Here is a 21,238-nt window from a genome sequence, read left to right as displayed (position 1 = left end):
ATGGTCATCGCCGTACTCGCCGACATCGTGGGGTCTCGCAGACTCGACGACCGCGCTGCGGCGCAGCGGACCCTCGACGAGACCATCGCCAGAGTCGAGAAGGACGTTCCGCTCGCGCAGCATCCGCTCGTCCCCACCGTCGGCGACGAGCAGCAGGGGCTCTACCGCGACCTCGAGAGCGCGATGGTGTCACTGCTGATGATCCAGCTCGCGCTGCCGGACGGCCTCGCCTTCCGCTTCGGGATCGGGGTCGGGGAGGTGCGCGCGGTCGACTCCGTGCACGGTGAGCTCGCCGACGGGCCGGGCTGGTATGCCGCACGCGCCGCGATCGAGATCGTGCATGCGCGAGAAGGTCGCGCCGTGCCGCGCACCCGCACCTGGATTGTCGGAGCCCCCGGGCAGGATGAGGTCATGGAGAGCACGATCGCGGCATCGAACGCCTACCTCCTCGTCCGCGACGAACTGGTCGGGGTGATGAACGAGCGGGAGCGACGGCTGACGTACGGGCGTCTGCTGGGGCGGTCGCAGCACGATCTCGCCGCCGAGGAGGGCATCTCGCAGCCCAGCGTCTCCAAGTCGCTGCGCAACGCCGGAAGCGCCGCACTCCTCGAGGGACTGGCCGCGCTCCGGGGAGGCACCGCATGATCCTCGCCGGATTCGTCCTGCTCGCTGTGGGCGCCGCCGATCTCGTGCGGCAGTTCGCACCCCGTCGGTGGATCGGCTACCTCGCGGCCGGCATCATCCTGCTGCTGCTCGGCAGCGTGAGCGACGCGCTGCTGCCGATGATCGCAGGGCTCGTCATCGGCGCCCTGTGGGTCTGGAGCATGCCGTCCGAGCGGCCCGCTCCTCTCGGTTTCTGGCCTGCCGTCCTGCTCGCGCTCGTCGCCGTCGGATCCGTGGTGTGGTTCCCGGCGCGCGTCGATTCCGGGATGATCGGAGCGGTCTGGAGCCTGCGTTCGCCGTTCGGCGACATCCCCTTCGATCTCGCGATGCTCTCCCTCGGAGCGGGCGTGTTCCTTCTCGAATCCTCGAATCTCGTCGTGCGCGCCGCGCTCGACGGCGAACATACGTGGCGACCCATCGATCGCGGTGCGAGCACCGACCCGACCGCCGTGGGCAGCGCGGTCGCACCGGCCGGCGACGGGCAGTCGGTCGCGGGGGTGGCCACGGATGACGCTCGGCCCGACACGGCCACGCCCCTCTCCGCCCCGATCCTCGGTGCGCCGGCAGAGGCGACGCCGACCCGCGACCCGCGCGCGGGGTTCCAGGGCGGGCGACTGATCGGCCCGCTCGAGCGCATCCTGGTGATGATCCTCACGCTGGCGGCCGCTTATCCGATCCTCGCCGCGATGCTCGCGGCCAAGGGCATCGTCCGATTCCCCGAGATCTCCCGCGACGGTGAGACCGGAGCGCGCGCCGAGTACTTCCTCGTCGGCAGCCTCGTCAGCTGGGTCATCGGGCTGAGCGCCGCATTCCTGGTGTGGTGGGCCGCGCACAGCTGACGCAGCGCGCGATCCGTCCGTGGGGCGGCGAAGCGACGGCATCCGCCGCTGATAGCCTGGTGCGCGTGTCGAATACCGATCTGACGACCGCCCCACCGGCGATCGACCCCACGTTCGAGAACGTGTGGGACGAACTGCTGTGGCGCGGGCTCGTCCATGTGTCCACTGACCAGGAGGCGCTGCGCGCCCTTCTCGCCGGGGACCCGATCACGTATTACTGCGGCTTCGACCCGACCGCACCCAGCCTGCACCTCGGCAATCTGGTGCAGCTGCTGACGCTGCGACGGATCCAGCTCGCCGGGCACAGACCGCTCGGTCTCGTCGGCGGCTCGACGGGTCTGATCGGCGACCCTCGGCCCACGGCGGAGCGCACGCTCAACACGCGCGAGACCGTCGAAGAGTGGGTGGGGCGACTGCGCGCGCAGGTCGAGCGCTACCTCAGCTTCGAGGGCGACAACGCCGCCCGTATCGTCAACAACCTCGACTGGACGGCGCCGCTGTCGGCGATCGACTTCCTGCGCGAGATCGGCAAGCACTACCGCGTGGGCACGATGCTCAAGAAGGATGCGGTCGCGGCGCGGCTGAGTTCGGATGAAGGCATCAGCTACACGGAGTTCAGCTACCAGATCCTGCAGGGCATGGACTTCCTCGAGCTGTACCGCCAGTACGACTGCGTGCTGCAGACGGGCGGGTCCGATCAGTGGGGAAACCTGACCAGCGGCACCGACCTCATCCGTCGGTCCGAAGGCGTCGCTGCGCATGCGATCGGCACGCCGCTGATCACCAACAGCGACGGCACCAAGTTCGGCAAGAGCGAGGGCAATGCGATCTGGCTCGACCCGGAGATGTGCAGTCCGTACCGGATGTACCAGTTCTGGCTCAGCACGGCGGACGCCGATGTGATCGAGCGCCTCAAGGTGTTCACATTCCTCACCCGCGCGGAGATCGAGGAGTACGAGGCGCTCGTGGAGTCCGAGCCCTTCCGGCGTGCCGCGCAGAAACGTCTGGCGCTCGAGGTCGTCGCCACCGTGCACGGCATCGATGCGACAGCCGCCGTGATCGCGGCATCCGAAGCGCTGTTCGGCCAGGGCGACCTGACCGCGCTCGATGCCTCGACGCTGCGCACCGCGCTCGAAGAGCTCCCGCACGCCACGGCCGAGGCCGGCTCGTCCGTCGTCGACGCGCTCGTCGCGACGGGGCTGGTCTCGAGCACGTCCGAGGCGCGACGCGCGATCGGTCAGGGGGGAGTCTCTCTCGACGGCGAACGCGTGCAGGACGACACGGTCACGGTGCGAGGAACCCTCCCGGGTGGGGTGTCGGTGCTCCGCCGGGGCAAGAAGACCCTCGCCGGTATCTTCCTCGCCTGACGGCCGACCGCTCGCCTGACGGCGGCCGACCGAGCGGCTTTCGGTCGGTCGCCGTCGTGCATCATCCCGCCGATTCGACAGGAGACAGCCGATGCCGTTCACCCCGAGCCACGCGGTGGTCGCTCTGCCGTTCGTCCGCACACCGCTCGTGCCCGCGGCGATCGCGATCGGAGCGATGACGCCGGATCTGCCGTTGTTCCTTCGCGGAGTGGGCCTGCGCTACTCGTTCACCCACACTTTCGAGAACGTGCTGTGGACCGCGCTGGTCGCCTTCGTGCTGTTCCTCCTGTGGCGGGTGCTGCTGCGTCCGGCCGTGGGCGAGCTCTCTCCGCTGCCTCTGGCGCGACGGCTGCCGGCGGAGTGGCAGCAGACCGGCATCACCGCTGCGAGATCGGCGGTCGGTGTCGGCGAGCCGCGTCGGGCATACCCGGTGCTGCTCGCGGTGTCGCTGATCCTCGGGGTCCTGAGCCACATCGTCTGGGATCTCTTCACCCACGAAGGACGGTGGGGTGTCGAGATCCTCCCCGCGCTGGGCACGATGTGGGGGCCGCTGACGGGGTTCAAGTGGCTTCAGCACGGATCCAGCGCGGCGGGTCTGCTGATCCTCGGCGTCTGGGCGTGGCGACGACTGCGCGACGCCTCGCCCCGCGTCATCTCCGAGCGGGCAGTGCCCGCGGGCGTGCGCCTCGCCTGGTGGTCGTCGTTGCCGGTGATTCTTCTCGCCGCGATCATCATCGGGTACCTCGCCTACGGGCCTTTCACCGCGGAGTTCACCGCCCAGCATCTCGCTTATCGCGTGCTGCCACCGGCCTGCGCGCTGTGGGGTGCGCTCACGCTGGCCCTGTGCCTGACGATCCCGCTGCTCCGCCGACGTCACCAGACGGGCTGATCGGAACCCCAGAGGTGCGGGGCGGCGAACTCCGCGCCGGGAAGAGCGGGTCGTGCCGTCGACACCCGATGTCCGCCCACCTCGAATGCGGCGGTGTGTGCAGAGAGATCGATCTCCGGCTCCACCGCGGGGCGTCGGTTCCGCGGCAGTCCGAGCAGCTCGGCCGCGATGCGCCGCAGGGATGTGCGCACGACCCACGAGTCGCCGTCGCGCCGTTCCCGGTCGAGCAGGTTGATCACCGCCGCGGCGAGCAGGTAGCCGGCGCTGTGATCCAGAGCCTGGGCCGGTAGAGCGCCAGGACGCTCGCCGTCCGCTGATTCGATCATGGCGATGCCGGACTCGGCCTGCACCAGACTGTCGAATCCCGCCCGATGCGGCTCGTCGTCGCCCCACGCGCTGAGCTGGGCGATGACGAGACCCGGATGCCGAGCCACCAGGTCCGACGGCGAGAGACCGAGCCGCTCGAGTGCGGCGGGTCGGTATCCCAGGACCACGACGTCTGCCGCGGCGAGCAGCTCCTCGAATCGTCCGCTGCGTGCATCGAGCACCGCGGACCGTTTGCCGTGACCGGTGTCCAGGTGCTGCCACTCAGGTTCGGCGAGGTGGGGCGGGTCGATGCGCAGCACGTCGGCGCCGAGCAGCGCGAGGGTGCGCGTGCAGACCGGCCCGGCGATCACGCGAGTGAGATCCAGCACCCGGACGCCGGCGAGCGGCATCGACACGATGCGGCCGGATCCGCGGCGACGGTGAGTGTCGGGACTCGAGCGGGGCGTGGGGGAGGGCATGTGCTCGACGGCGAGCAGGGGAGCGGTGCGCCGTCGCTCGTCATCGCGCGGATCCTCCTCGCGTACCGGCACGGCGAGCCCGCGCGCGACGGTGATCCGGTCGACCGCTTCGTGAGAGGTGAGGGCGAGGAGCGCGGCGCGGACGCTGTGCGCATCGGCGTCCGTCCCCAGCCCGAGCCCGTCGCGCAGTCGACGGGCGTGGTGCGGGTAGTTGCCGTGGGTGCGGACCCAGCCGTCCGCGGTGCGCCAGAAGCCCGAGTACACCGACCACACGTCCGGCGGCGTTCCATCGACGGTGAGCACGCGATCACTCCGGTACGCGACGGCGACCCGTTCGGGGTCCGGCAGGCCGCCGATGTCCGCGACCAGCCCGCACGCGCGAACACTGGCCCACGCGAGATCTCCTACGGCGAGACGCGAGGGGAGGGGAACGACACCCGGGATGACGTCGCCGTCATCGTGCCCGCTCTCGGCGATGCCGAGGTCCGCGCGTACACGTCGAAGGATCGAGGCGGCGGGGGAGACGGAGGGGGTTCGAATCACGGTGCGATCGTACCCGTGCGGGTCCTCGGCGGGAATAAGTACCCGTGGCCTGGGCAAAGCACGCCCACAACGGCACGCGACACGCCCGGCGGGCGGGCGGGATTTGCCGGAACCCCGGAATCCACGTAACTTATTACTTGTTCGCCCCACAGGGAAGCGGAGAGGCCGAGAGCTTCACCCCCCTCAAGCGGAGAACCACCTCCCACATCCTCTCACTTGTGAGAACAGGCGCGTGCGTCTAGGATGGGAGTTTCCACCCCTTCTGCGGCTGTCCACAGCTGCGCAGCGGATCTCAGATCTGCACGGCGCGCTGATTTGACAAGCGGGATCGGGTGGCTAAGATAGAGAAGTTGCCCTTCGGGCCTGGTTGTGATGACTGGGTCGTGGGAGCATCCGATCCTTGAGAACTCAACAGCGTGCACTTGTCAAATGCCAAATTATCCTCGTCTAGCTTCGGCTGGGTGAGAATTCCTTTGGATCAAAGACCAACTCCTTTCGGGGGGTTGGCATTCGGATGAAGTCAGCAATGAATTTGTCTCTTTGGTCAGCATCAAACTCGCTGCGTCACCGTTTTCCCGGTGGGGTATGCATTTCTTTTTTTACGGAGAGTTTGATCCTGGCTCAGGATGAACGCTGGCGGCGTGCTTAACACATGCAAGTCGAACGGTGAACACGGAGCTTGCTCTGTGGGATCAGTGGCGAACGGGTGAGTAACACGTGAGCAACCTGCCCCTGACTCTGGGATAAGCGCTGGAAACGGCGTCTAATACTGGATACGAGTAGCGGCCGCATGGTCAGTTACTGGAAAGATTTATTGGTTGGGGATGGGCTCGCGGCCTATCAGCTTGTTGGTGAGGTAATGGCTCACCAAGGCGTCGACGGGTAGCCGGCCTGAGAGGGTGACCGGCCACACTGGGACTGAGACACGGCCCAGACTCCTACGGGAGGCAGCAGTGGGGAATATTGCACAATGGGCGGAAGCCTGATGCAGCAACGCCGCGTGAGGGATGACGGCCTTCGGGTTGTAAACCTCTTTTAGCAGGGAAGAAGCGAAAGTGACGGTACCTGCAGAAAAAGCACCGGCTAACTACGTGCCAGCAGCCGCGGTAATACGTAGGGTGCAAGCGTTATCCGGAATTATTGGGCGTAAAGAGCTCGTAGGCGGTTTGTCGCGTCTGCTGTGAAATCCGGAGGCTCAACCTCCGGCCTGCAGTGGGTACGGGCAGACTAGAGTGCGGTAGGGGAGATTGGAATTCCTGGTGTAGCGGTGGAATGCGCAGATATCAGGAGGAACACCGATGGCGAAGGCAGATCTCTGGGCCGTTACTGACGCTGAGGAGCGAAAGGGTGGGGAGCAAACAGGCTTAGATACCCTGGTAGTCCACCCCGTAAACGTTGGGAACTAGTTGTGGGGTCCATTCCACGGATTCCGTGACGCAGCTAACGCATTAAGTTCCCCGCCTGGGGAGTACGGCCGCAAGGCTAAAACTCAAAGGAATTGACGGGGACCCGCACAAGCGGCGGAGCATGCGGATTAATTCGATGCAACGCGAAGAACCTTACCAAGGCTTGACATATACGAGAACGGGCCAGAAATGGTCAACTCTTTGGACACTCGTAAACAGGTGGTGCATGGTTGTCGTCAGCTCGTGTCGTGAGATGTTGGGTTAAGTCCCGCAACGAGCGCAACCCTCGTTCTATGTTGCCAGCACGTAATGGTGGGAACTCATGGGATACTGCCGGGGTCAACTCGGAGGAAGGTGGGGATGACGTCAAATCATCATGCCCCTTATGTCTTGGGCTTCACGCATGCTACAATGGCCGGTACAAAGGGCTGCAATACCGCGAGGTGGAGCGAATCCCAAAAAGCCGGTCCCAGTTCGGATTGAGGTCTGCAACTCGACCTCATGAAGTCGGAGTCGCTAGTAATCGCAGATCAGCAACGCTGCGGTGAATACGTTCCCGGGTCTTGTACACACCGCCCGTCAAGTCATGAAAGTCGGTAACACCTGAAGCCGGTGGCCTAACCCTTGTGGAGGGAGCCGTCGAAGGTGGGATCGGTAATTAGGACTAAGTCGTAACAAGGTAGCCGTACCGGAAGGTGCGGCTGGATCACCTCCTTTCTAAGGAGCATCTGACTCTTCGGAGTCCAGAACCCAGATCAGAGCGTTCGTCTCTGCTGGGAGCTCATGGGTGGAACATTTGACATGGTGCGAAGGATGAGGGCTTCTCTTAGTACACCGCTTGCGGTGGGAACGGGGAGGGTTTCGGATGTCGCACCTGCACGCTGTTGGGTCCTGAGGGACCGGATGCGATCTTCGGATCGTTTTTCGTACCTCTGGGCCTCTTCTGGTTTCCCCTGTGGGGGTTGCTGGTAGGGGTACCGCCCGTACTTTGAGAACTACACAGTGGACGCGAGCATCTTGCAGCCGGCTTCGGTCGGTTGCACAAGATGATCTTAAAGATCATTAGTCAATTTCATGTGGATCCTTCGGGGTTCACGTCGATTCTGATTCAAACTCATGTGATTTCAAGTCTTTAAGAGCAAACGGTGGATGCCTTGGCATCTGGAGCCGAAGAAGGACGTAGCAATCTGCGATAAGCCTCGGGGAACTGATAAGCAAGTTTTGATCCGAGGGTGTCCGAATGGGGAAACCCCGCTGGGCGGCGTGCCGACCTAGTGACTCCCGCCTGAATATATAGGGCGGGTAGAGGGAACGTGGGGAAGTGAAACATCTCAGTACCCACAGGAAGAGAAAGCAACCGCGATTCCGTTAGTAGTGGCGAGCGAAACCGGAACAGGCTAAACCTAGCGTGTGTGATAGCCGGCAGGCGTTGCACGTTGGGGGTTGTGGGACTTTTCAGTCATCTCTGCCGAGATGGCGGCGTTACACGATGGTATAGACGAACGGTCTTGAAAGGCCGGTCATAGAGGGTGCCAACCCCGTAGTCGAAATGCCAACCGTGGCGCGAAGAGTATCCCAAGTAGCACGGGGCCCGTGAAATCCCGTGTGAATCTGTCAGGACCACCTGATAAGCCTAAATACTCCCAGATGACCGATAGCGGACAAGTACCGTGAGGGAAAGGTGAAAAGTACCCCGGGAGGGGAGTGAAATAGTACCTGAAACCGTTTGCTTACAAACCGTTGGAGCAGCCTTAGTAGCTGTGACAGCGTGCCTTTTGAAGAATGAGCCTGCGAGTTAGCGATATGTGGCGAGGTTAACCCGTGTGGGGTAGCCGTAGCGAAAGCGAGTCTGAATAGGGCGATTCAGTCGCATGTCCTAGACCCGAAGCGAAGTGATCTATCCATGGCCAGGTTGAAGCGACGGTAAGACGTCGTGGAGGACCGAACCCACTTAGGTTGAAAACTGAGGGGATGAGCTGTGGATAGGGGTGAAAGGCCAATCAAACTTCGTGATAGCTGGTTCTCTCCGAAATGCATTTAGGTGCAGCGTTGCGTGTTTCTTGCCGGAGGTAGAGCTACTGGATGGCCGATGGGCCCTACAAGGTTACTGACGTCAGCCAAACTCCGAATGCCGGTAAGTGAGAGCGCAGCAGTGAGACTGTGGGGGATAAGCTTCATAGTCGAGAGGGAAACAACCCAGACCACCAACTAAGGTCCCAAAGCGCGTGCTAAGTGGGAAAGGATGTGGAGTTGCCTTGACAACCAGGAGGTTGGCTTAGAAGCAGCCACCCTTGAAAGAGTGCGTAATAGCTCACTGGTCAAGTGATTCCGCGCCGACAATGTAACGGGGCTCAAGCACGCCACCGAAGTTGTGGCATTGACATTATTGGTAGGCCTTCGTGGTCCAGCCGTGTTGATGGGTAGGAGAGCGTCGTGTGGCCAGCGAAGCGGCGGTGTAAACCAGCCGTGGAGGCTACACGAGTGAGAATGCAGGCATGAGTAGCGAAAGACGTGTGAGAAACACGTCCTCCGAAAGACCAAGGGTTCCAGGGTCAAGCTAATCTTCCCTGGGTAAGTCGGGACCTAAGGCGAGGCCGACAGGCGTAGTCGATGGACAACGGGTTGATATTCCCGTACCGGCGAAGAACCGCCCAAGCTAATCCAGTAGTGCTAAGTGTCTGAATCCCAGTGACTGATCCCTTCGGGGTGACGCTCTGGGCCTAGCGCACGACCCCATTCTGGTGCGGTTAGCGTATTAACAGGTGTGACGCAGGAAGGTAGTCCAAGCCAGGCGATGGTTGTCCTGGTGCAAGTGCGTAGGCCGAACGGTAGGCAAATCCGCCGTTCACGTAGGCTGAGACACGATGCGGATAAAAAGTGGATGATCCTATGCTGCCAAGAAAAGCATCGACGCGAGGTTCTAGCCGCCCGTACCCCAAACCGACTCAGGTGGTCAGGTAGAGAATACCAAGGAGATCGAGAGAATCGTGGTTAAGGAACTCGGCAAAATGCCCCCGTAACTTCGGGAGAAGGGGGGCCATCCGCGTATAGGGACTTGCTCCCAAAAGCGTGTGGTGGCCGCAGAGACTAGTGGGTAGCGACTGTTTACTAAAAACACAGGTCCGTGCCAAGTCGCAAGACGATGTATACGGACTGACGCCTGCCCGGTGCTGGAAGGTTAAGAGGACCGGTTAGCCGCAAGGCGAAGCTGAGAATTTAAGCCCCAGTAAACGGCGGTGGTAACTATAACCATCCTAAGGTAGCGAAATTCCTTGTCGGGTAAGTTCCGACCTGCACGAATGGCGTAACGACTTCCCAACTGTCTCAACCGCGAACTCGGCGAAATTGCATTACGAGTAAAGATGCTCGTTACGCGCAGCAGGACGGAAAGACCCCGTGACCTTTACTACAGCTTGGTATTGGTGTTCGGTGTGGCTTGTGTAGGATAGGTGGGAGACTGTGAAGCATGGACGCTAGTTCGTGTGGAGTCATTGTTGAAATACCACTCTGGTCACTCTGGATATCTAACTTCGAACCGTAATCCGGTTCAGGGACAGTGCCTGGTGGGTAGTTTAACTGGGGCGGTTGCCTCCCAAAAAGTAACGGAGGCGCCCAAAGGTTCCCTCAACCTGGTTGGCAATCAGGTGTCGAGTGTAAGTGCACAAGGGAGCTTGACTGTGAGACTGACAGGTCGAGCAGGGACGAAAGTCGGGACTAGTGATCCGGCAGTGGCTTGTGGAAGCGCTGTCGCTCAACGGATAAAAGGTACCTCGGGGATAACAGGCTGATCTTGCCCAAGAGTCCATATCGACGGCATGGTTTGGCACCTCGATGTCGGCTCGTCGCATCCTGGGGCTGGAGTAGGTCCCAAGGGTTGGGCTGTTCGCCCATTAAAGCGGTACGCGAGCTGGGTTTAGAACGTCGTGAGACAGTTCGGTCCCTATCCGCTGCGCGCGTAGGAAATTTGAGAGGATCTGACCCTAGTACGAGAGGACCGGGTTGGACGAACCTCTGGTGTGTCAGTTGTTCCGCCAGGAGCACCGCTGATTAGCTACGTTCGGGATGGATAACCGCTGAAAGCATCTAAGCGGGAAGCCGGCCTCAAGATGAGATTTCCATACCTTCGGGTGAGAGGCTCCCAGCCAGACTACTGGGTTGATAGGCCAGATGTGGAAGTGCAGCAATGCATGCAGCTGACTGGTACTAATAAGCCGATGACTTGATAACACACCGTTTGTTGGTGCTACGCGTCCACTGAGTGGTTCTCGATGTACGGTCGAGAACCGCATGACAATGACTTTGTTATGTGTTTGATTGAAACATCTATAGTGTTTCGGCGGCCATAGCGTGAGGGAAACGCCCGGTTACATTCCGAACCCGGAAGCTAAGCCTCACAGCGCCGATGGTACTGCAGGGGGGACCCTGTGGGAGAGTAGGACACCGCCGGACTTCTTTTAAGCAAGTGGCCACCCATCGTTGGGTGGCCATTTTGCGTTAACACGATCGAGAACAGGGAGCATCATGCCGGAAGAGGAACAGCGCCGTCCGCGTCGCAATGACGACAATGGTTCGCGCGATAGTCGATCTTCCGGAGGTCGTTCCGACGGCCGCAGCGGCGGCCCCCGTCGCGAGGATGGATACTCCCGCGATAACCGTGATGGCGGTGCCCCTCGTTCGGGTGGGTACAACCGTGACAGTCGTGATGGTGGTGCTCCCCGTTCGGGTGGGTATAACCGTGATGGCGGCGCCCCGCGCACGGGCGGCTACAACCGTGACAACCGCGATGGTGGTGCTCCCCGTTCGGGTGGGTACAACCGTGACAGCCGTGATGGCGGCGCTTCTCGTTCCGCTGGCTACAGCCGTGACAGCCGTGACAGCCGTGATGGCGGCGCTCCCCGTTCGGGTGGGTACAGCCGTGACAGTCGTGACGGTGGTGCTCCCCGTTCGGGCGGCTACGACCGTGACAACCGCGATGGCGGTGCTCCTCGTTCGGGTGGCTACAACCGCGATGGTGGCGCTCCCCGTTCCGGCGGCTACAACCGCGACAACCGTGATGGCGGTGCTCCTCGTTCGGGTGGGTATAACCGCGATAGCCGTGATGGCGGTGCTCCTCGTTCCGGTGGGTACAGCCGTGACAGCCGTGATGGGGGCGCTCCCCGTTCGGGTGGCTACAACCGCGATGGTGGCGCTCCCCGTTCCGGCGGCTACAACCGCGACAACCGTGATGGCGGTGCTCCTCGTTCGGGTGGGTATAACCGCGATAGCCGTGATGGCGGTGCTCCTCGTTCCGGTGGGTACAGCCGTGACAGCCGTGATGGGGGCGCTCCCCGTTCGGGCGGCTACAACCGCGACAACCGCGACAGCCGTGACGGTGGTGCTCCGCGTTCGGGTGGATACAACCGTGATGCTGGTGCTCCGCGTACGGGTGGATACAACCGTGATGCTGGTGCTCCGCGTTCGGGTGGATACAACCGTGATGCTGGTGCTCCCCGTTCCGGTGGCTACAGCCGTGACAACCGTGACAGCCGTGATGGGGGCGCTCCCCGTTCGGGTGGGTACAACCGCGAGAACCGTGACGGTGGCGCTCCGCGTTCGGGTGGGTACAACCGTGACAGCCGTGATGGGGGCGCTCCGCGCTCCGGTGGCTACAACCGAGATGACCGCGCTCCTCGCCAGGATCGCGATTCCGGTCGTTCGTATCCGCAGCGCGGGGGAGCGGACCGCGAGCGCCCGGTGCAGGCGTCGGGCGATCGTCCGCGATTCAACGACCCGCACATTCCCGATGAGGTCACCGCGCGCGATCTGCACACCTCGGCCCGCAATGAGCTGAAGACCCTCAGCAAGGAGAATGCGGACCTGGTCGCTCGGCACCTGGCGATGGCATCACGTCTGATCGACGAAGACCCTGCGCTGGCGCACGAGCATGCTCTGGCTGCGTCCCGTCGAGCCGGTCGCATCGCGATCGTTCGAGAGACTCTCGGCATCACGGCATATGCGACCGAGGACTTCGCTCTCGCTCTGCGGGAGCTGCGCACCTACCGACGCATCTCGGGCAAGGACGATCAGATCGCCCTCATGGTCGACAGCGAACGAGGCATCGGCCGCCCCGATCGCGCACTCGAGACGGGTCGCGCGGTCGATCGCGCGGCTCTCACCACACCGGTCCGCGTCTCTCTCGCCATCGCGATGTCGGGGGCGCGCCTCGATCAGGGCGACCTCGAGCTCGCACTCGGCGAACTGGAGATCCCCGAGCTCGATCCTGACCGCGCGTTCGAATGGAGCCCCGCTCTGTTCGCTGCTCGTGCAGCGGTTCTCGAAGACCTCGGGCGCACCGACGAGGCCGAGTTCTGGGCGCATCGCGCCGAGGTCGCCGCCGAGGCACTGGGTGTCGACGAGGCCGGCGATGAGGAGATCATCATCGAGGACGGTCTCATCGAAGGCGACTTCGATGAGGATCAGGCTCTCGACGCAGACGCAGACGCAGACGCAGACGCAGACGCAGACGCCGACGCACACGCCGACGCACACGCCGACGCAGACGCAGAGGCGAAGAGCGACGCCGACGAGGCAGGCGTCATCGACTCCGAGCCGACGGTCGAGGACGAGGTCCGTGAGCTGCTCGACGAGGACGATGACGAGTCCGATGACGAGTCCGAGACGCCCGTCGAGGCCGACTCCGCCCGCGGTGCATCCCCGACAGACTCGAGCGACGATTCCGCGCGGTCCGAGGAGGTCTAGCAGTGGGGCTGTTCTCGCGGAACGTGCCGTCCCGGACTCCGCTCGATGGCGTCGACACGGTTCTGGCCGACCTCGACGGCGTCGTGTACGCGGGACCGGGCGCGCTGCCGCACGCGGTGGAGAGCCTGAACGCTGCGGCGCGAACAGCTCGACTCGGCTACATCACGAACAACGCGTCGCGCACCGATGCATCCGTCGCCGAGCATCTGTCGAGCCTCGGCCTCACGGTGGCGCCCGCAGACGTGATCACGAGCCCGCAGGCGGCGATGCGTCTGCTGGCGGGACTCGTGCCGGCTCCGGCGACTCTGCTGATCGTCGGAGGAGCCGGGCTGGTCGACGAGGCCGAGAAGGCGGGGTACACCGTCACCCGCAGCGCCGAGGACTCTCCGGATGCCGTGGTGCAGGGTTTTGCACCCGAGGTGGCATGGACCGACCTCGCCGAGGCCGCGTTCGCGCTCAAGCTCCCGGAGGACGAAGGGGGGATCCCCTGGATCGCCACCAATACCGACTGGACGATCCCGAGGGAGCGCGGTGTCGCCCCGGGCAACGGCACGCTGGTGTCTGCCGTGCATACGGCCATCGGTCGCCTCGCGACGGTGGCGGGCAAACCCGAGACGCCGATCTTCGACGAAGCGACCGAACGCTTCGGCGCGAAGAGGCCGCTGTTCATCGGCGATCGCCTCGACACCGACATCCTCGGTGCGGTGCGGGCCGGCATCGCGTCCGCCCTGGTGCTCACCGGCATCGACCGCCCCAAGCACGTGCTCGCGGCGCCCGAGGGATCGCGGCCCACCTTCATCCTCAGCGATCTGCGTGAGCTGCACGAACCGTACCCGGAGGCCACCGTGAAGGACGGCATCCACTCGGTCAACGGCGCCTCCGTGCGCGTGGTCGGGGCGGACGTCGAGATCCTCTCCGAGGGAGACCGCCAGATCGATCTGCTGCGAGCCGGTGCGGCCGCGATCTGGGCGTCCGGCACTCCCGTGTTCGTGCTGCGGGTGCCGGAGCGTCTGTACGACGATCCGTTCCACCGTCCCTGACCCGTCGCTCGGCCAGGCTCCGACCGCGAGTCCCTCGCTCCACGTACAGTAGAGACGTGAGCGATGAGACGACCGATGCGCCGACGGACGGCCTGTGGAGTCGCCTGCGCCTGATCGAAGGACAGCCGCTCGCGGCCAGGGCCGACGCGTACTCCGGGCTGCACGACGAGCTCTCCCGGCGACTCGAGAGCGGCGCGCGACTCGATCAGCGCGACGCACCGGGCACCCGATGACCCGACTCGACGCCGCCCTCGCACTCCGAGGACTCGCTCGTTCGCGCACCCATGCCGCGTCGCTGATCGCCGACGGCCTGGTCAGCGTCGCCGGGCGCCCCGTCATCAAGGCGTCCACGCCCGTGTCGGATGGGGCCGACATCTCCGTGGCCGGCGCCGACCACTACGTCGGGCGGGCCGCCCACAAGCTGATCGCCGCGCTCGACGGCTTCGCGATCCCGGTCGACGGACGTCTGGCCCTCGACATGGGCGCGTCCACGGGCGGGTTCACCCAGGTGCTGAGGGAACGCGGGGCACGACGAGTGCTCTCGGTCGACGTCGGGCATGATCAGATGGCACCGTCGATCGCCGCCGACCCCGGCGTCGTCGTGGTCGAGGGCTACAACGTCCGTCATATGACGACCGACAACCTCCGGAGCGTCACCGGAGAAGACGGCACGCTCGATCTCATCGTGGGTGACCTCTCGTTCATCTCCCTCGAACTCGTCCTCCCGGCGGTCGCCGGGGTCGCCGCACCCACCACCGACATCGTCCTGCTCGTCAAGCCGCAGTTCGAGGTCGGCCGCACGGCCGTGCGCGGCGGCCTTGTCACCGACCCCGCGACCCGGGCGGATGCCGTCGCCCGCACAGCCTGGAGCGCGTGGGATGCGGGACTCGGGATGCTCGGCATCCTGCCCTCTCCGATCCTCGGCACACACGGCAACACGGAGTACCTGCTGCATCTCGCTCCGGGGCGAGGCAGCGATCCGTCAGAATGGTCGGACCGCATCAACACATTGGCAGGGAGACGATGAACGAACGCAACATCCTGATCGTCGCCCACGCGGGACGCGAGGACACCGTCGCGGCAGCCCGGCGGGTCGTCGACTCGCTGCGCGATGCGGGGGTCCGCCCGGTGCTGGCCGCCGACGACAGCCTGGATCTGCGCGCCGTCGACTCCCACTTCGCCGACATCGACGTGCTCGGTGACACCGTCCAGCAGGAGGACCTCGAGCTCGCGGTGGTCCTCGGCGGCGACGGGACGATCCTGCGCGCCGCGGAACTCGTGCGAGGCTGCACGGCGCCGGTGCTCGGCATCAACATGGGCCACGTGGGCTTCCTTGCGGAGATCGACCGCGATGACATGGACGCCGCGATGCGCAAGGTCATCGACCGCGACTACGGCGTCGAAGAACGCCTCGCACTGTCGGTGCGGGTGAAGGACGCCGACGGCGTCGTCGTGTACGAGACGTTCGCGCTCAATGAGGCGACCGTCGAGAAGGCGAGTCGTGAGCGCATGATCGAGGTCGTGCTCGAGATCGACGGGCTGCCGCTGTCGAGCTTCGGATGCGATGGCATGGTCGTCTCGACCCCCACCGGGTCGACCGCGTACAACTTCTCGGCGGGAGGCCCCGTGATCTGGCCCAGCGTCGAGGCCATCGCGGTCGTGCCGCTCTCGGCCCACGCGCTGTTCGCCAAGCCGCTCGTCGTCAGCCCCGACGCGGCCGTCGCCATCGAGATGCTCGAAGGGACCTCGGGGTCGGGAATCCTCTGGTGCGACGGGCGCCGTTCCCACGACCTCCCTCCGGGTGCGCGCGTCGTGGTGCGTCGCTCCTCGCGGCCGGTACGCCTGGCCCGCCTGCATCCCACCGAGTTCACCAACAGGCTCGTGCGCAAGTTCCAGCTGCCCGTCGCCGGATGGCGCGGTCAGGGGGTCGTGTCGTGATCGAGGAGATGCGGATGCAGGGGCTCGGCGTGATCGCCGATGCCGTTCTGCCGCTCGGCGCCGGGTTCACGGCGATCACCGGCGAGACCGGAGCGGGAAAGACCATGGTCGTGACCGGTCTGGGCCTGCTGCTCGGGCAGCGTGCGGACTCGGGCGCCGTCCGAGCGGGTGCCGGGCAGGCATCCGTCGCCGGTGTGTGGATCGTGCCGTCTGCCGGCGAAGTGGCAGACATCGTGGCGGACGCCGGGGGAGAGCTCGAACCGGCCGGTGCCGGGGCCGCCGAGCTGTACGTCTCCCGCACCCTGAGCGCCGAGGGGCGCAGCCGGGCGAGCGTGGGCGGACGCGCAGCCCCCGCCGGGGTGCTGTCGGCCCTCGCCGAGGAGCTCGTGGTCGTGCACGGTCAGTCGGAGCAGCTGCGGCTGCGCTCCGCATCCGCTCAGCGCGACGCTCTCGACCGTTTCGGAGGCGCGGACATCGCCGTGCCGCTGCAGGCCTACGCAGAGGCGTTCGAGCGCTGGCGTGCGCTGGATGCCGAGATCATCGACATCACCGAGAATCGCGATCGTCGGGCCGAAGAGGCGACCCGCCTGAGGGACGCCCTGGCGCTCATCGAGGCCGCGGCGCCCGAGCCCGGCGAAGACGTCGAGCTGTCGGCACGGGCCGAGCGGCTGGCGAACGCCGAGGAGCTGCGCCTCGCCGCATCGCTCGCCCACACTGCGCTGTCGAGCGAAGAGGGCGAGCCGGATGCGTCTGCGCTCGTCGCCGAGGCGAGACGCGCCCTCGAGCGCGTCTCGGATGCCTCGCTCACCGACATCTCGGCCGCGTTGGCCGACATCGGCTATCGCATCGCAGACGTCGCGGGGCAGCTGTCGGCGTACCTCGCCGACCTCGACGAGTCCGGTCCGCACGAACTCGCCGCGGTCGAGGAGCGCCGGGCGGCTCTGGGCACTCTCATCCGGGCGCACGGCTCGCTCGACGACGCGCTCGAGCTCTGGCGCACCGGATCGGCGCGACTGGCCGAACTCGACGACGACGGCGAGCGGGTCGACCGACTCGAGGCCGAGCGCGATGCGGCACGCGCCGACCTCGATGCTCGCGCCGAGACGCTGACGGCCGCCCGCACGGCCGCCGCCGCGCGCCTCGGCGTCGCTGTGAGCGAAGAGCTGCATGCGCTCGCGATGCCCGATGCGACGCTGCAGGTCGCCGTCACCCCCGGCGCAGAGAGCACGCATGGTCATGACGATGTGGCCATCCTGCTGGCTCCGCACCCCGGCGCCGAGCCCCGCTCGGTGGCTAAGGGCGCATCGGGCGGAGAGCTGTCGCGAGTGATGCTCGCGATCGAGGTCGTCATCGCCGCGACCGACCCCGTTCCCACGTTCGTCTTCGACGAGGTGGATGCCGGCATCGGAGGCGCCGCGGCGATCGAGGTCGGGCGACGACTCGCCCGACTGGCAGAGAAGTCTCAGGTCATCGCCGTCACCCACCTCGCCCAGGTCGCCGCCTTCGCGACGAACCATCTGTCGGTCGTGAAGTCGCACGACGGGGCCGTCACCGCGTCGAGTGTGCGTCGATTGGAGGGACCGGAGCGCGAGGCCGAGATGGCTCGACTGCTGTCGGGACTCACCGATTCGGATGCCGCGATCACCCATGCCCGGGAACTTCTCACCCTCGGGGCCTCCACCGACTGATAGGATCGAAGCCCGTGATGAACTCTTCTTCTGCGGGGCCCAAGAACGACACGACCAAGCACATCTTTGTGACGGGTGGTGTCGTTTCGTCTTTGGGCAAGGGGCTCACCGCCGCCAGCCTGGGCAACCTTCTGACCGCGCGCGGACTCCGCGTCGTGATGCAGAAGCTCGACCCGTATCTGAACGTCGATCCCGGCACGATGAATCCCTTCCAGCACGGTGAGGTGTTCGTCACCGACGACGGTGCAGAGACCGATCTCGACATCGGACACTACGAGCGTTTCCTCGACATCAACCTGTCCCAGGCGGCCAACGTCACCACCGGTCAGATCTACTCGCAGGTCATCGCGCGCGAGCGGCGCGGCGAATACCTCGGCGACACCGTGCAGGTCATTCCGCACATCACCGACGAGATCAAGCGCCGCATGCGTCTGCAGGCGACCGAGGACCCCCGCCCCGACGTCATCATCACCGAGGTCGGCGGCACGGTCGGCGACATCGAGTCGCAGCCCTTCCTCGAGGCCGCTCGTCAGCTGCGCCACGAGCTCGGTCGCGACAGCGTGTTCTTCGTGCACGTCTCGCTCGTGCCTTTCATGGGCGCGTCCGGCGAGCAGAAGACGAAGCCGACCCAGCACTCGGTCGCAGCCCTCCGCCAGGTCGGCATCCAGCCCGACGCACTGGTGCTCCGCAGCGACCGGCCGGTGAGCGAGAGCAACCGGAACAAGATCGCCCTGATGTGCGACGTCGACGCCGAGGGCGTTATCAACACCGTCGACCTGCCGAGCATCTACGACATCCCGTCGACGCTCAACGACCAGGGACTCGACTCCTACATCGTCCGTCGTCTCGGCCTCGACCAGAAGGCTGCGGACGAGGTCGACTGGTCGCGCTGGAGCAAGGTGCTGCACGCGGTCCACAACCCCAAGCACGAGGTGACGATCGGCCTGGTCGGCAAGTACATCGACCTTCCCGACGCGTACCTCTCGGTGACCGAGGCGCTCAAGGCCGGCGGCTTCGCGCAGGAGACCAAGGTCAACATCCGCTGGATCCCCTCCGACCGCTGCGAGACGCCCGAGGGCGCGCGCGAGCAGCTCGCCGCGCTCGACGGCATATGCGTCCCCGGAGGGTTCGGGATCCGCGGCATCGAGGGCAAGCTGGGTGCGCTGAAGTTCGCCCGTGAGCAGGGGATCCCCACGCTCGGGCTCTGCCTCGGTCTGCAGTGCATGGTCATCGAGTACGCGCGGGACGTCGCCGGCATCGTCGACGCCTCCTCGAGCGAGTTCGACCCCGACACCACGGAGCCCGTGATCGCCACGATGGCGGAGCAGATCGAGATCCTCGACGGCGGTGACCTGGGCGGCACGATGCGCCTCGGGCTCTACCGGGCGGCTCTCGCCGAGGGATCCCTGGCTCGGGAGGTGTACGGCGCTCCGGAGGCCTCCGAGCGTCACCGTCACCGCTACGAGGTCAACAACGCCTACCGCGACCGTCTCTCCGACGCGGGCCTGGTGTTCTCCGGGCTCAACCCGGAGCTCGACCTCGTCGAATACGTCGAGCTCCCGCGCGACGTGCACCCGTACTACATCGCCACGCAGGCGCACCCCGAGCTGCGCTCGCGTCCGACCGACCCGCACCCGCTGTTCCGGGGCCTGGTGGGCGCGGCGATCGATCGGCACCGCTCGAGCGAGCTGTTCGACGTCGAAGCCGATGCCTGAGTCGACGAAGCCGATGCCTGAGTCGCCCGAGTTGCGCGACGAGCCCTTCCAGCCGGAGGTGCTCACGAGCGAGCTCGCGTTCGAGGGCGTCGTCTGGGACGTGCGCGATGATCGGGTGCGCTACGGCGACGGGGAGATCCGTCGCCAGTATGTGGCGCACACGGGGGCGGTGGCCATTCTCGCTCTCGATGACGACGGACGGGTGCTGCTCATCCAGCAGTACCGGCATCCGATCCGCCATCGCGACTGGGAGCTGCCGGCCGGTCTGCTCGACGTGCCGGGCGAGGATCCGCTCGAGGCCGCCAGGCGGGAGCTCGCCGAGGAGGCCGATCTCGTCGCCGCGCACTGGGAGCCGCTGGTCTCGTCGTGGACGACGCCCGGCGGCAACGACGAGGTCATCCACCTCTTCCTCGCCACAGGGATGTCCGCCGCGCCCACCGCGCATGATCGCGAGGACGAAGAGGCCGACATCCGCGTCGAGTGGATTCCGCTCGACGATGCGGTCTCCGCCGTGCTCGACGGACGCATGCGCAACGGCATCCTGACGATCGGCGTCCTCGCCGCCGCGCAGAGGCTGCGCGACCGGAGCTGAGCATGCGGCTCGATCGGGCGTTGGACGCCTATCTGCGTCACGTCACGATCGAGCGCGGACTCAGCGAGCACTCGATCGCGGCATACCGGCGGGACCTCACGGCGTACGTCGAATGGCTGGACGCAGAGGGCATCGCCGACACCTCGACGATCACGGCCGCGGTGGTCGGGCGCTTCATCGCCGACCGCTCGAGTGCCGACCCGGCGCCTGCCGCCTCGAGTCTCGCGCGTCTGCAGTCCTCGGTGCGCGGGTGGCATCGCTTCCTCGCCAGGGAGGGTATCGAGGTCGACGATCCGAGCGGCCGACTGCGTCCTCCGAAAGCACCGCAGCGTCTGCCGAAGGCCCTGACCATCGATCAGGTCGAGCGGCTGCTCGGCGCCCCGTCGGCTGAGGATCCGCTCGGCATCCGCGACCGGGCCCTGCTCGAGCTGCTCTACGCGACGGGAGCGCGAGTCTCCGAAGCGGTCGGCCTCGATGTCGACGACCTCGCGCACGGAGACGTCCTGCGGCTGCGCGGCAAGGGGTCGAAGGAGCGCATCGTGCCCGTCGGATCCTTCGCCCGGGCCGCCGTCGACGCGTATCTCACCAGGGTGCGCCCGGGACTCGCCGCCAAGGGGCGCGCCTCCGCTCGTCTGTTCCTCGGGGCGAGGGGCGCACCGCTGTCCCGCCAGAGCGCCTGGCTCGTCATCCGCGAGGCCGCCGAGAACGCGCACATCACGGCCGAGGTCTCTCCGCACACGCTGCGCCACTCGTTCGCGACCCATCTGCTGCAGGGCGGCGCCGACGTCCGCGTCGTGCAGGAGCTTCTCGGGCATGCCTCGGTCGCGACGACCCAGATCTACACCCACGTGTCGGTGGACACCCTGCGGGACATCTATGCGACGTCGCACCCACGCGCGCGCTGATCATAGCGGTGTGCCGCCCCGGTCGACGACCAGTTTTTGTCATCCTTTTGGGGGACGCGAGAAATTCCCCTTTCTCCCTAGGCTTACGGGAGACCTCGGATCACTCGGGTCGATCGACGAAGGAGTACGA

General features: G+C 65.6%; 15 protein-coding genes and 3 rRNA genes. 17 read left to right on the top strand and 1 reads right to left on the bottom strand.

What is annotated here, in order from left to right; all coding sequences use genetic code 11:
* From DXT68_RS10965 to DXT68_RS10950, 4 genes are all read left to right on the top strand, one after another.
* Positions 1 to 645: a SatD family protein gene (locus DXT68_RS10965; RefSeq protein ID WP_045252698.1), complete on the top strand. Its 645-nt coding sequence runs from the start codon at positions 1 to 3 to the stop codon at positions 643 to 645.
* Complete coding sequence (locus DXT68_RS10960) at positions 642 to 1,502, top strand: hypothetical protein (RefSeq protein ID WP_045252699.1); 861 nt, start codon at positions 642 to 644, stop codon at positions 1,500 to 1,502. The genes DXT68_RS10965 and DXT68_RS10960 overlap by 4 nt, the downstream gene beginning before the upstream one ends.
* A 65-nt stretch (positions 1,503 to 1,567) precedes the next feature.
* Positions 1,568 to 2,869, top strand: a complete 1,302-nt coding sequence (gene tyrS / locus DXT68_RS10955) for a tyrosine--tRNA ligase (RefSeq protein WP_082068771.1) — start codon at positions 1,568 to 1,570, stop codon at positions 2,867 to 2,869.
* Between the two features lie 91 nt (positions 2,870 to 2,960).
* Positions 2,961 to 3,758, top strand: coding sequence for a DUF4184 family protein (locus tag DXT68_RS10950; RefSeq protein WP_045252700.1), 798 nt, complete (start codon positions 2,961 to 2,963; stop codon positions 3,756 to 3,758).
* Here the strand turns inward: DXT68_RS10950 and DXT68_RS10945 are convergent.
* Positions 3,743 to 5,086 carry a CoA transferase gene (locus tag DXT68_RS10945; protein WP_244268080.1) on the bottom strand — a complete coding sequence of 448 codons (1,344 nt, stop codon included), beginning with the start codon at positions 5,084 to 5,086 and terminating at the stop codon, positions 3,743 to 3,745. The two genes, DXT68_RS10950 and DXT68_RS10945, sit on opposite strands and share 16 nt — an antisense overlap.
* Positions 5,087 to 5,684: 598 nt before the next feature.
* On the opposite strand from DXT68_RS10945, the gene DXT68_RS10940 reads away from it, so the two are divergent.
* From DXT68_RS10940 to xerD, 13 genes are all read left to right on the top strand, one after another.
* Positions 5,685 to 7,209 (top strand): 16S ribosomal RNA (locus tag DXT68_RS10940).
* A gap of 405 nt (positions 7,210 to 7,614) precedes the next feature.
* A 23S ribosomal RNA gene (locus DXT68_RS10935) occupies positions 7,615 to 10,719 on the top strand.
* A gap of 105 nt (positions 10,720 to 10,824) precedes the next feature.
* Positions 10,825 to 10,941, top strand: a 5S ribosomal RNA gene (gene rrf / locus DXT68_RS10930).
* The 16S, 23S and 5S rRNA genes sit together here, the layout of an rRNA operon.
* Positions 10,942 to 11,182: 241 nt before the next feature.
* A complete protein-coding gene (locus DXT68_RS10925; RefSeq protein WP_162829119.1) occupies positions 11,183 to 12,322 on the top strand; it encodes a hypothetical protein in 1,140 nt (379 codons plus the stop codon).
* A complete protein-coding gene (locus tag DXT68_RS10920; protein WP_082068772.1) occupies positions 12,226 to 13,230 on the top strand; it encodes a hypothetical protein in 1,005 nt (334 codons plus the stop codon). The genes DXT68_RS10925 and DXT68_RS10920 overlap by 97 nt, the downstream gene beginning before the upstream one ends.
* A gap of 2 nt (positions 13,231 to 13,232) precedes the next feature.
* Positions 13,233 to 14,270 carry an HAD-IIA family hydrolase gene (locus DXT68_RS10915; RefSeq protein WP_045252707.1) on the top strand — a complete coding sequence of 346 codons (1,038 nt, stop codon included), beginning with the start codon at positions 13,233 to 13,235 and terminating at the stop codon, positions 14,268 to 14,270.
* A gap of 56 nt (positions 14,271 to 14,326) precedes the next feature.
* On the top strand, positions 14,327 to 14,503 hold the full coding sequence (locus tag DXT68_RS17085) for a hypothetical protein (protein WP_167541575.1): 177 nt from the start codon (positions 14,327 to 14,329) through the stop codon (positions 14,501 to 14,503).
* Positions 14,500 to 15,297 carry a TlyA family RNA methyltransferase gene (locus tag DXT68_RS10910; RefSeq protein ID WP_045252708.1) on the top strand — a complete coding sequence of 266 codons (798 nt, stop codon included), beginning with the start codon at positions 14,500 to 14,502 and terminating at the stop codon, positions 15,295 to 15,297. The genes DXT68_RS17085 and DXT68_RS10910 overlap by 4 nt, the downstream gene beginning before the upstream one ends.
* A complete protein-coding gene (locus tag DXT68_RS10905) occupies positions 15,294 to 16,208 on the top strand; it encodes an NAD kinase (protein ID WP_045252709.1) in 915 nt (304 codons plus the stop codon). The genes DXT68_RS10910 and DXT68_RS10905 overlap by 4 nt, the downstream gene beginning before the upstream one ends.
* Complete coding sequence (gene recN, locus DXT68_RS10900) at positions 16,205 to 17,896, top strand: DNA repair protein RecN (protein WP_045252710.1); 1,692 nt, start codon at positions 16,205 to 16,207, stop codon at positions 17,894 to 17,896. Before DXT68_RS10905 ends, recN begins: the two co-directional genes overlap by 4 nt.
* 17 nt (positions 17,897 to 17,913) lie before the next feature.
* Positions 17,914 to 19,611 (top strand): CTP synthase, encoded by a 1,698-nt coding sequence (gene pyrG, locus DXT68_RS10895; protein ID WP_045252711.1) that lies wholly within the window; start codon positions 17,914 to 17,916, stop codon positions 19,609 to 19,611.
* Positions 19,612 to 19,624: 13 nt separating this feature from the next.
* A complete protein-coding gene (locus DXT68_RS10890; RefSeq protein WP_052677582.1) occupies positions 19,625 to 20,203 on the top strand; it encodes an NUDIX domain-containing protein in 579 nt (192 codons plus the stop codon).
* Positions 20,204 to 20,205: 2 nt separating this feature from the next.
* On the top strand, positions 20,206 to 21,108 hold the full coding sequence (gene xerD / locus DXT68_RS10885) for a site-specific tyrosine recombinase XerD (RefSeq protein ID WP_045252713.1): 903 nt from the start codon (positions 20,206 to 20,208) through the stop codon (positions 21,106 to 21,108).
* The last annotated feature ends 130 nt before the right edge of the window (positions 21,109 to 21,238 follow it).

It is taken from the genome of Microbacterium foliorum, from assembly GCF_003367705.1.
Classification (GTDB): Bacteria; Actinomycetota; Actinomycetes; order Actinomycetales; family Microbacteriaceae; genus Microbacterium; species Microbacterium foliorum.
This window is presented reverse-complemented; position numbering and strand designations above follow the sequence as displayed.

What these genes read in the sequence shown, in the direction of transcription:
- DXT68_RS10965 (WP_045252698.1), top strand. Translation starts at nt 1, where the DNA reads ATGGTCATCGCCGTACTCGCCGACATCGTGGGGTCTCGCAGACTCGAC.
- DXT68_RS10960 (WP_045252699.1), top strand. Translation starts at nt 642, where the DNA reads ATGATCCTCGCCGGATTCGTCCTGCTCGCTGTGGGCGCCGCCGATCTC.
- DXT68_RS10950 (WP_045252700.1), top strand. Translation starts at nt 2,961, where the DNA reads ATGCCGTTCACCCCGAGCCACGCGGTGGTCGCTCTGCCGTTCGTCCGC.
- DXT68_RS10910 (WP_045252708.1), top strand. Translation starts at nt 14,500, where the DNA reads ATGACCCGACTCGACGCCGCCCTCGCACTCCGAGGACTCGCTCGTTCG.
- DXT68_RS10905 (WP_045252709.1), top strand. Translation starts at nt 15,294, where the DNA reads ATGAACGAACGCAACATCCTGATCGTCGCCCACGCGGGACGCGAGGAC.
- pyrG (WP_045252711.1), top strand. Translation starts at nt 17,914, where the DNA reads ATGAACTCTTCTTCTGCGGGGCCCAAGAACGACACGACCAAGCACATC.
- DXT68_RS10890 (WP_052677582.1), top strand. Translation starts at nt 19,625, where the DNA reads ATGCCTGAGTCGCCCGAGTTGCGCGACGAGCCCTTCCAGCCGGAGGTG.
- xerD (WP_045252713.1), top strand. Translation starts at nt 20,206, where the DNA reads ATGCGGCTCGATCGGGCGTTGGACGCCTATCTGCGTCACGTCACGATC.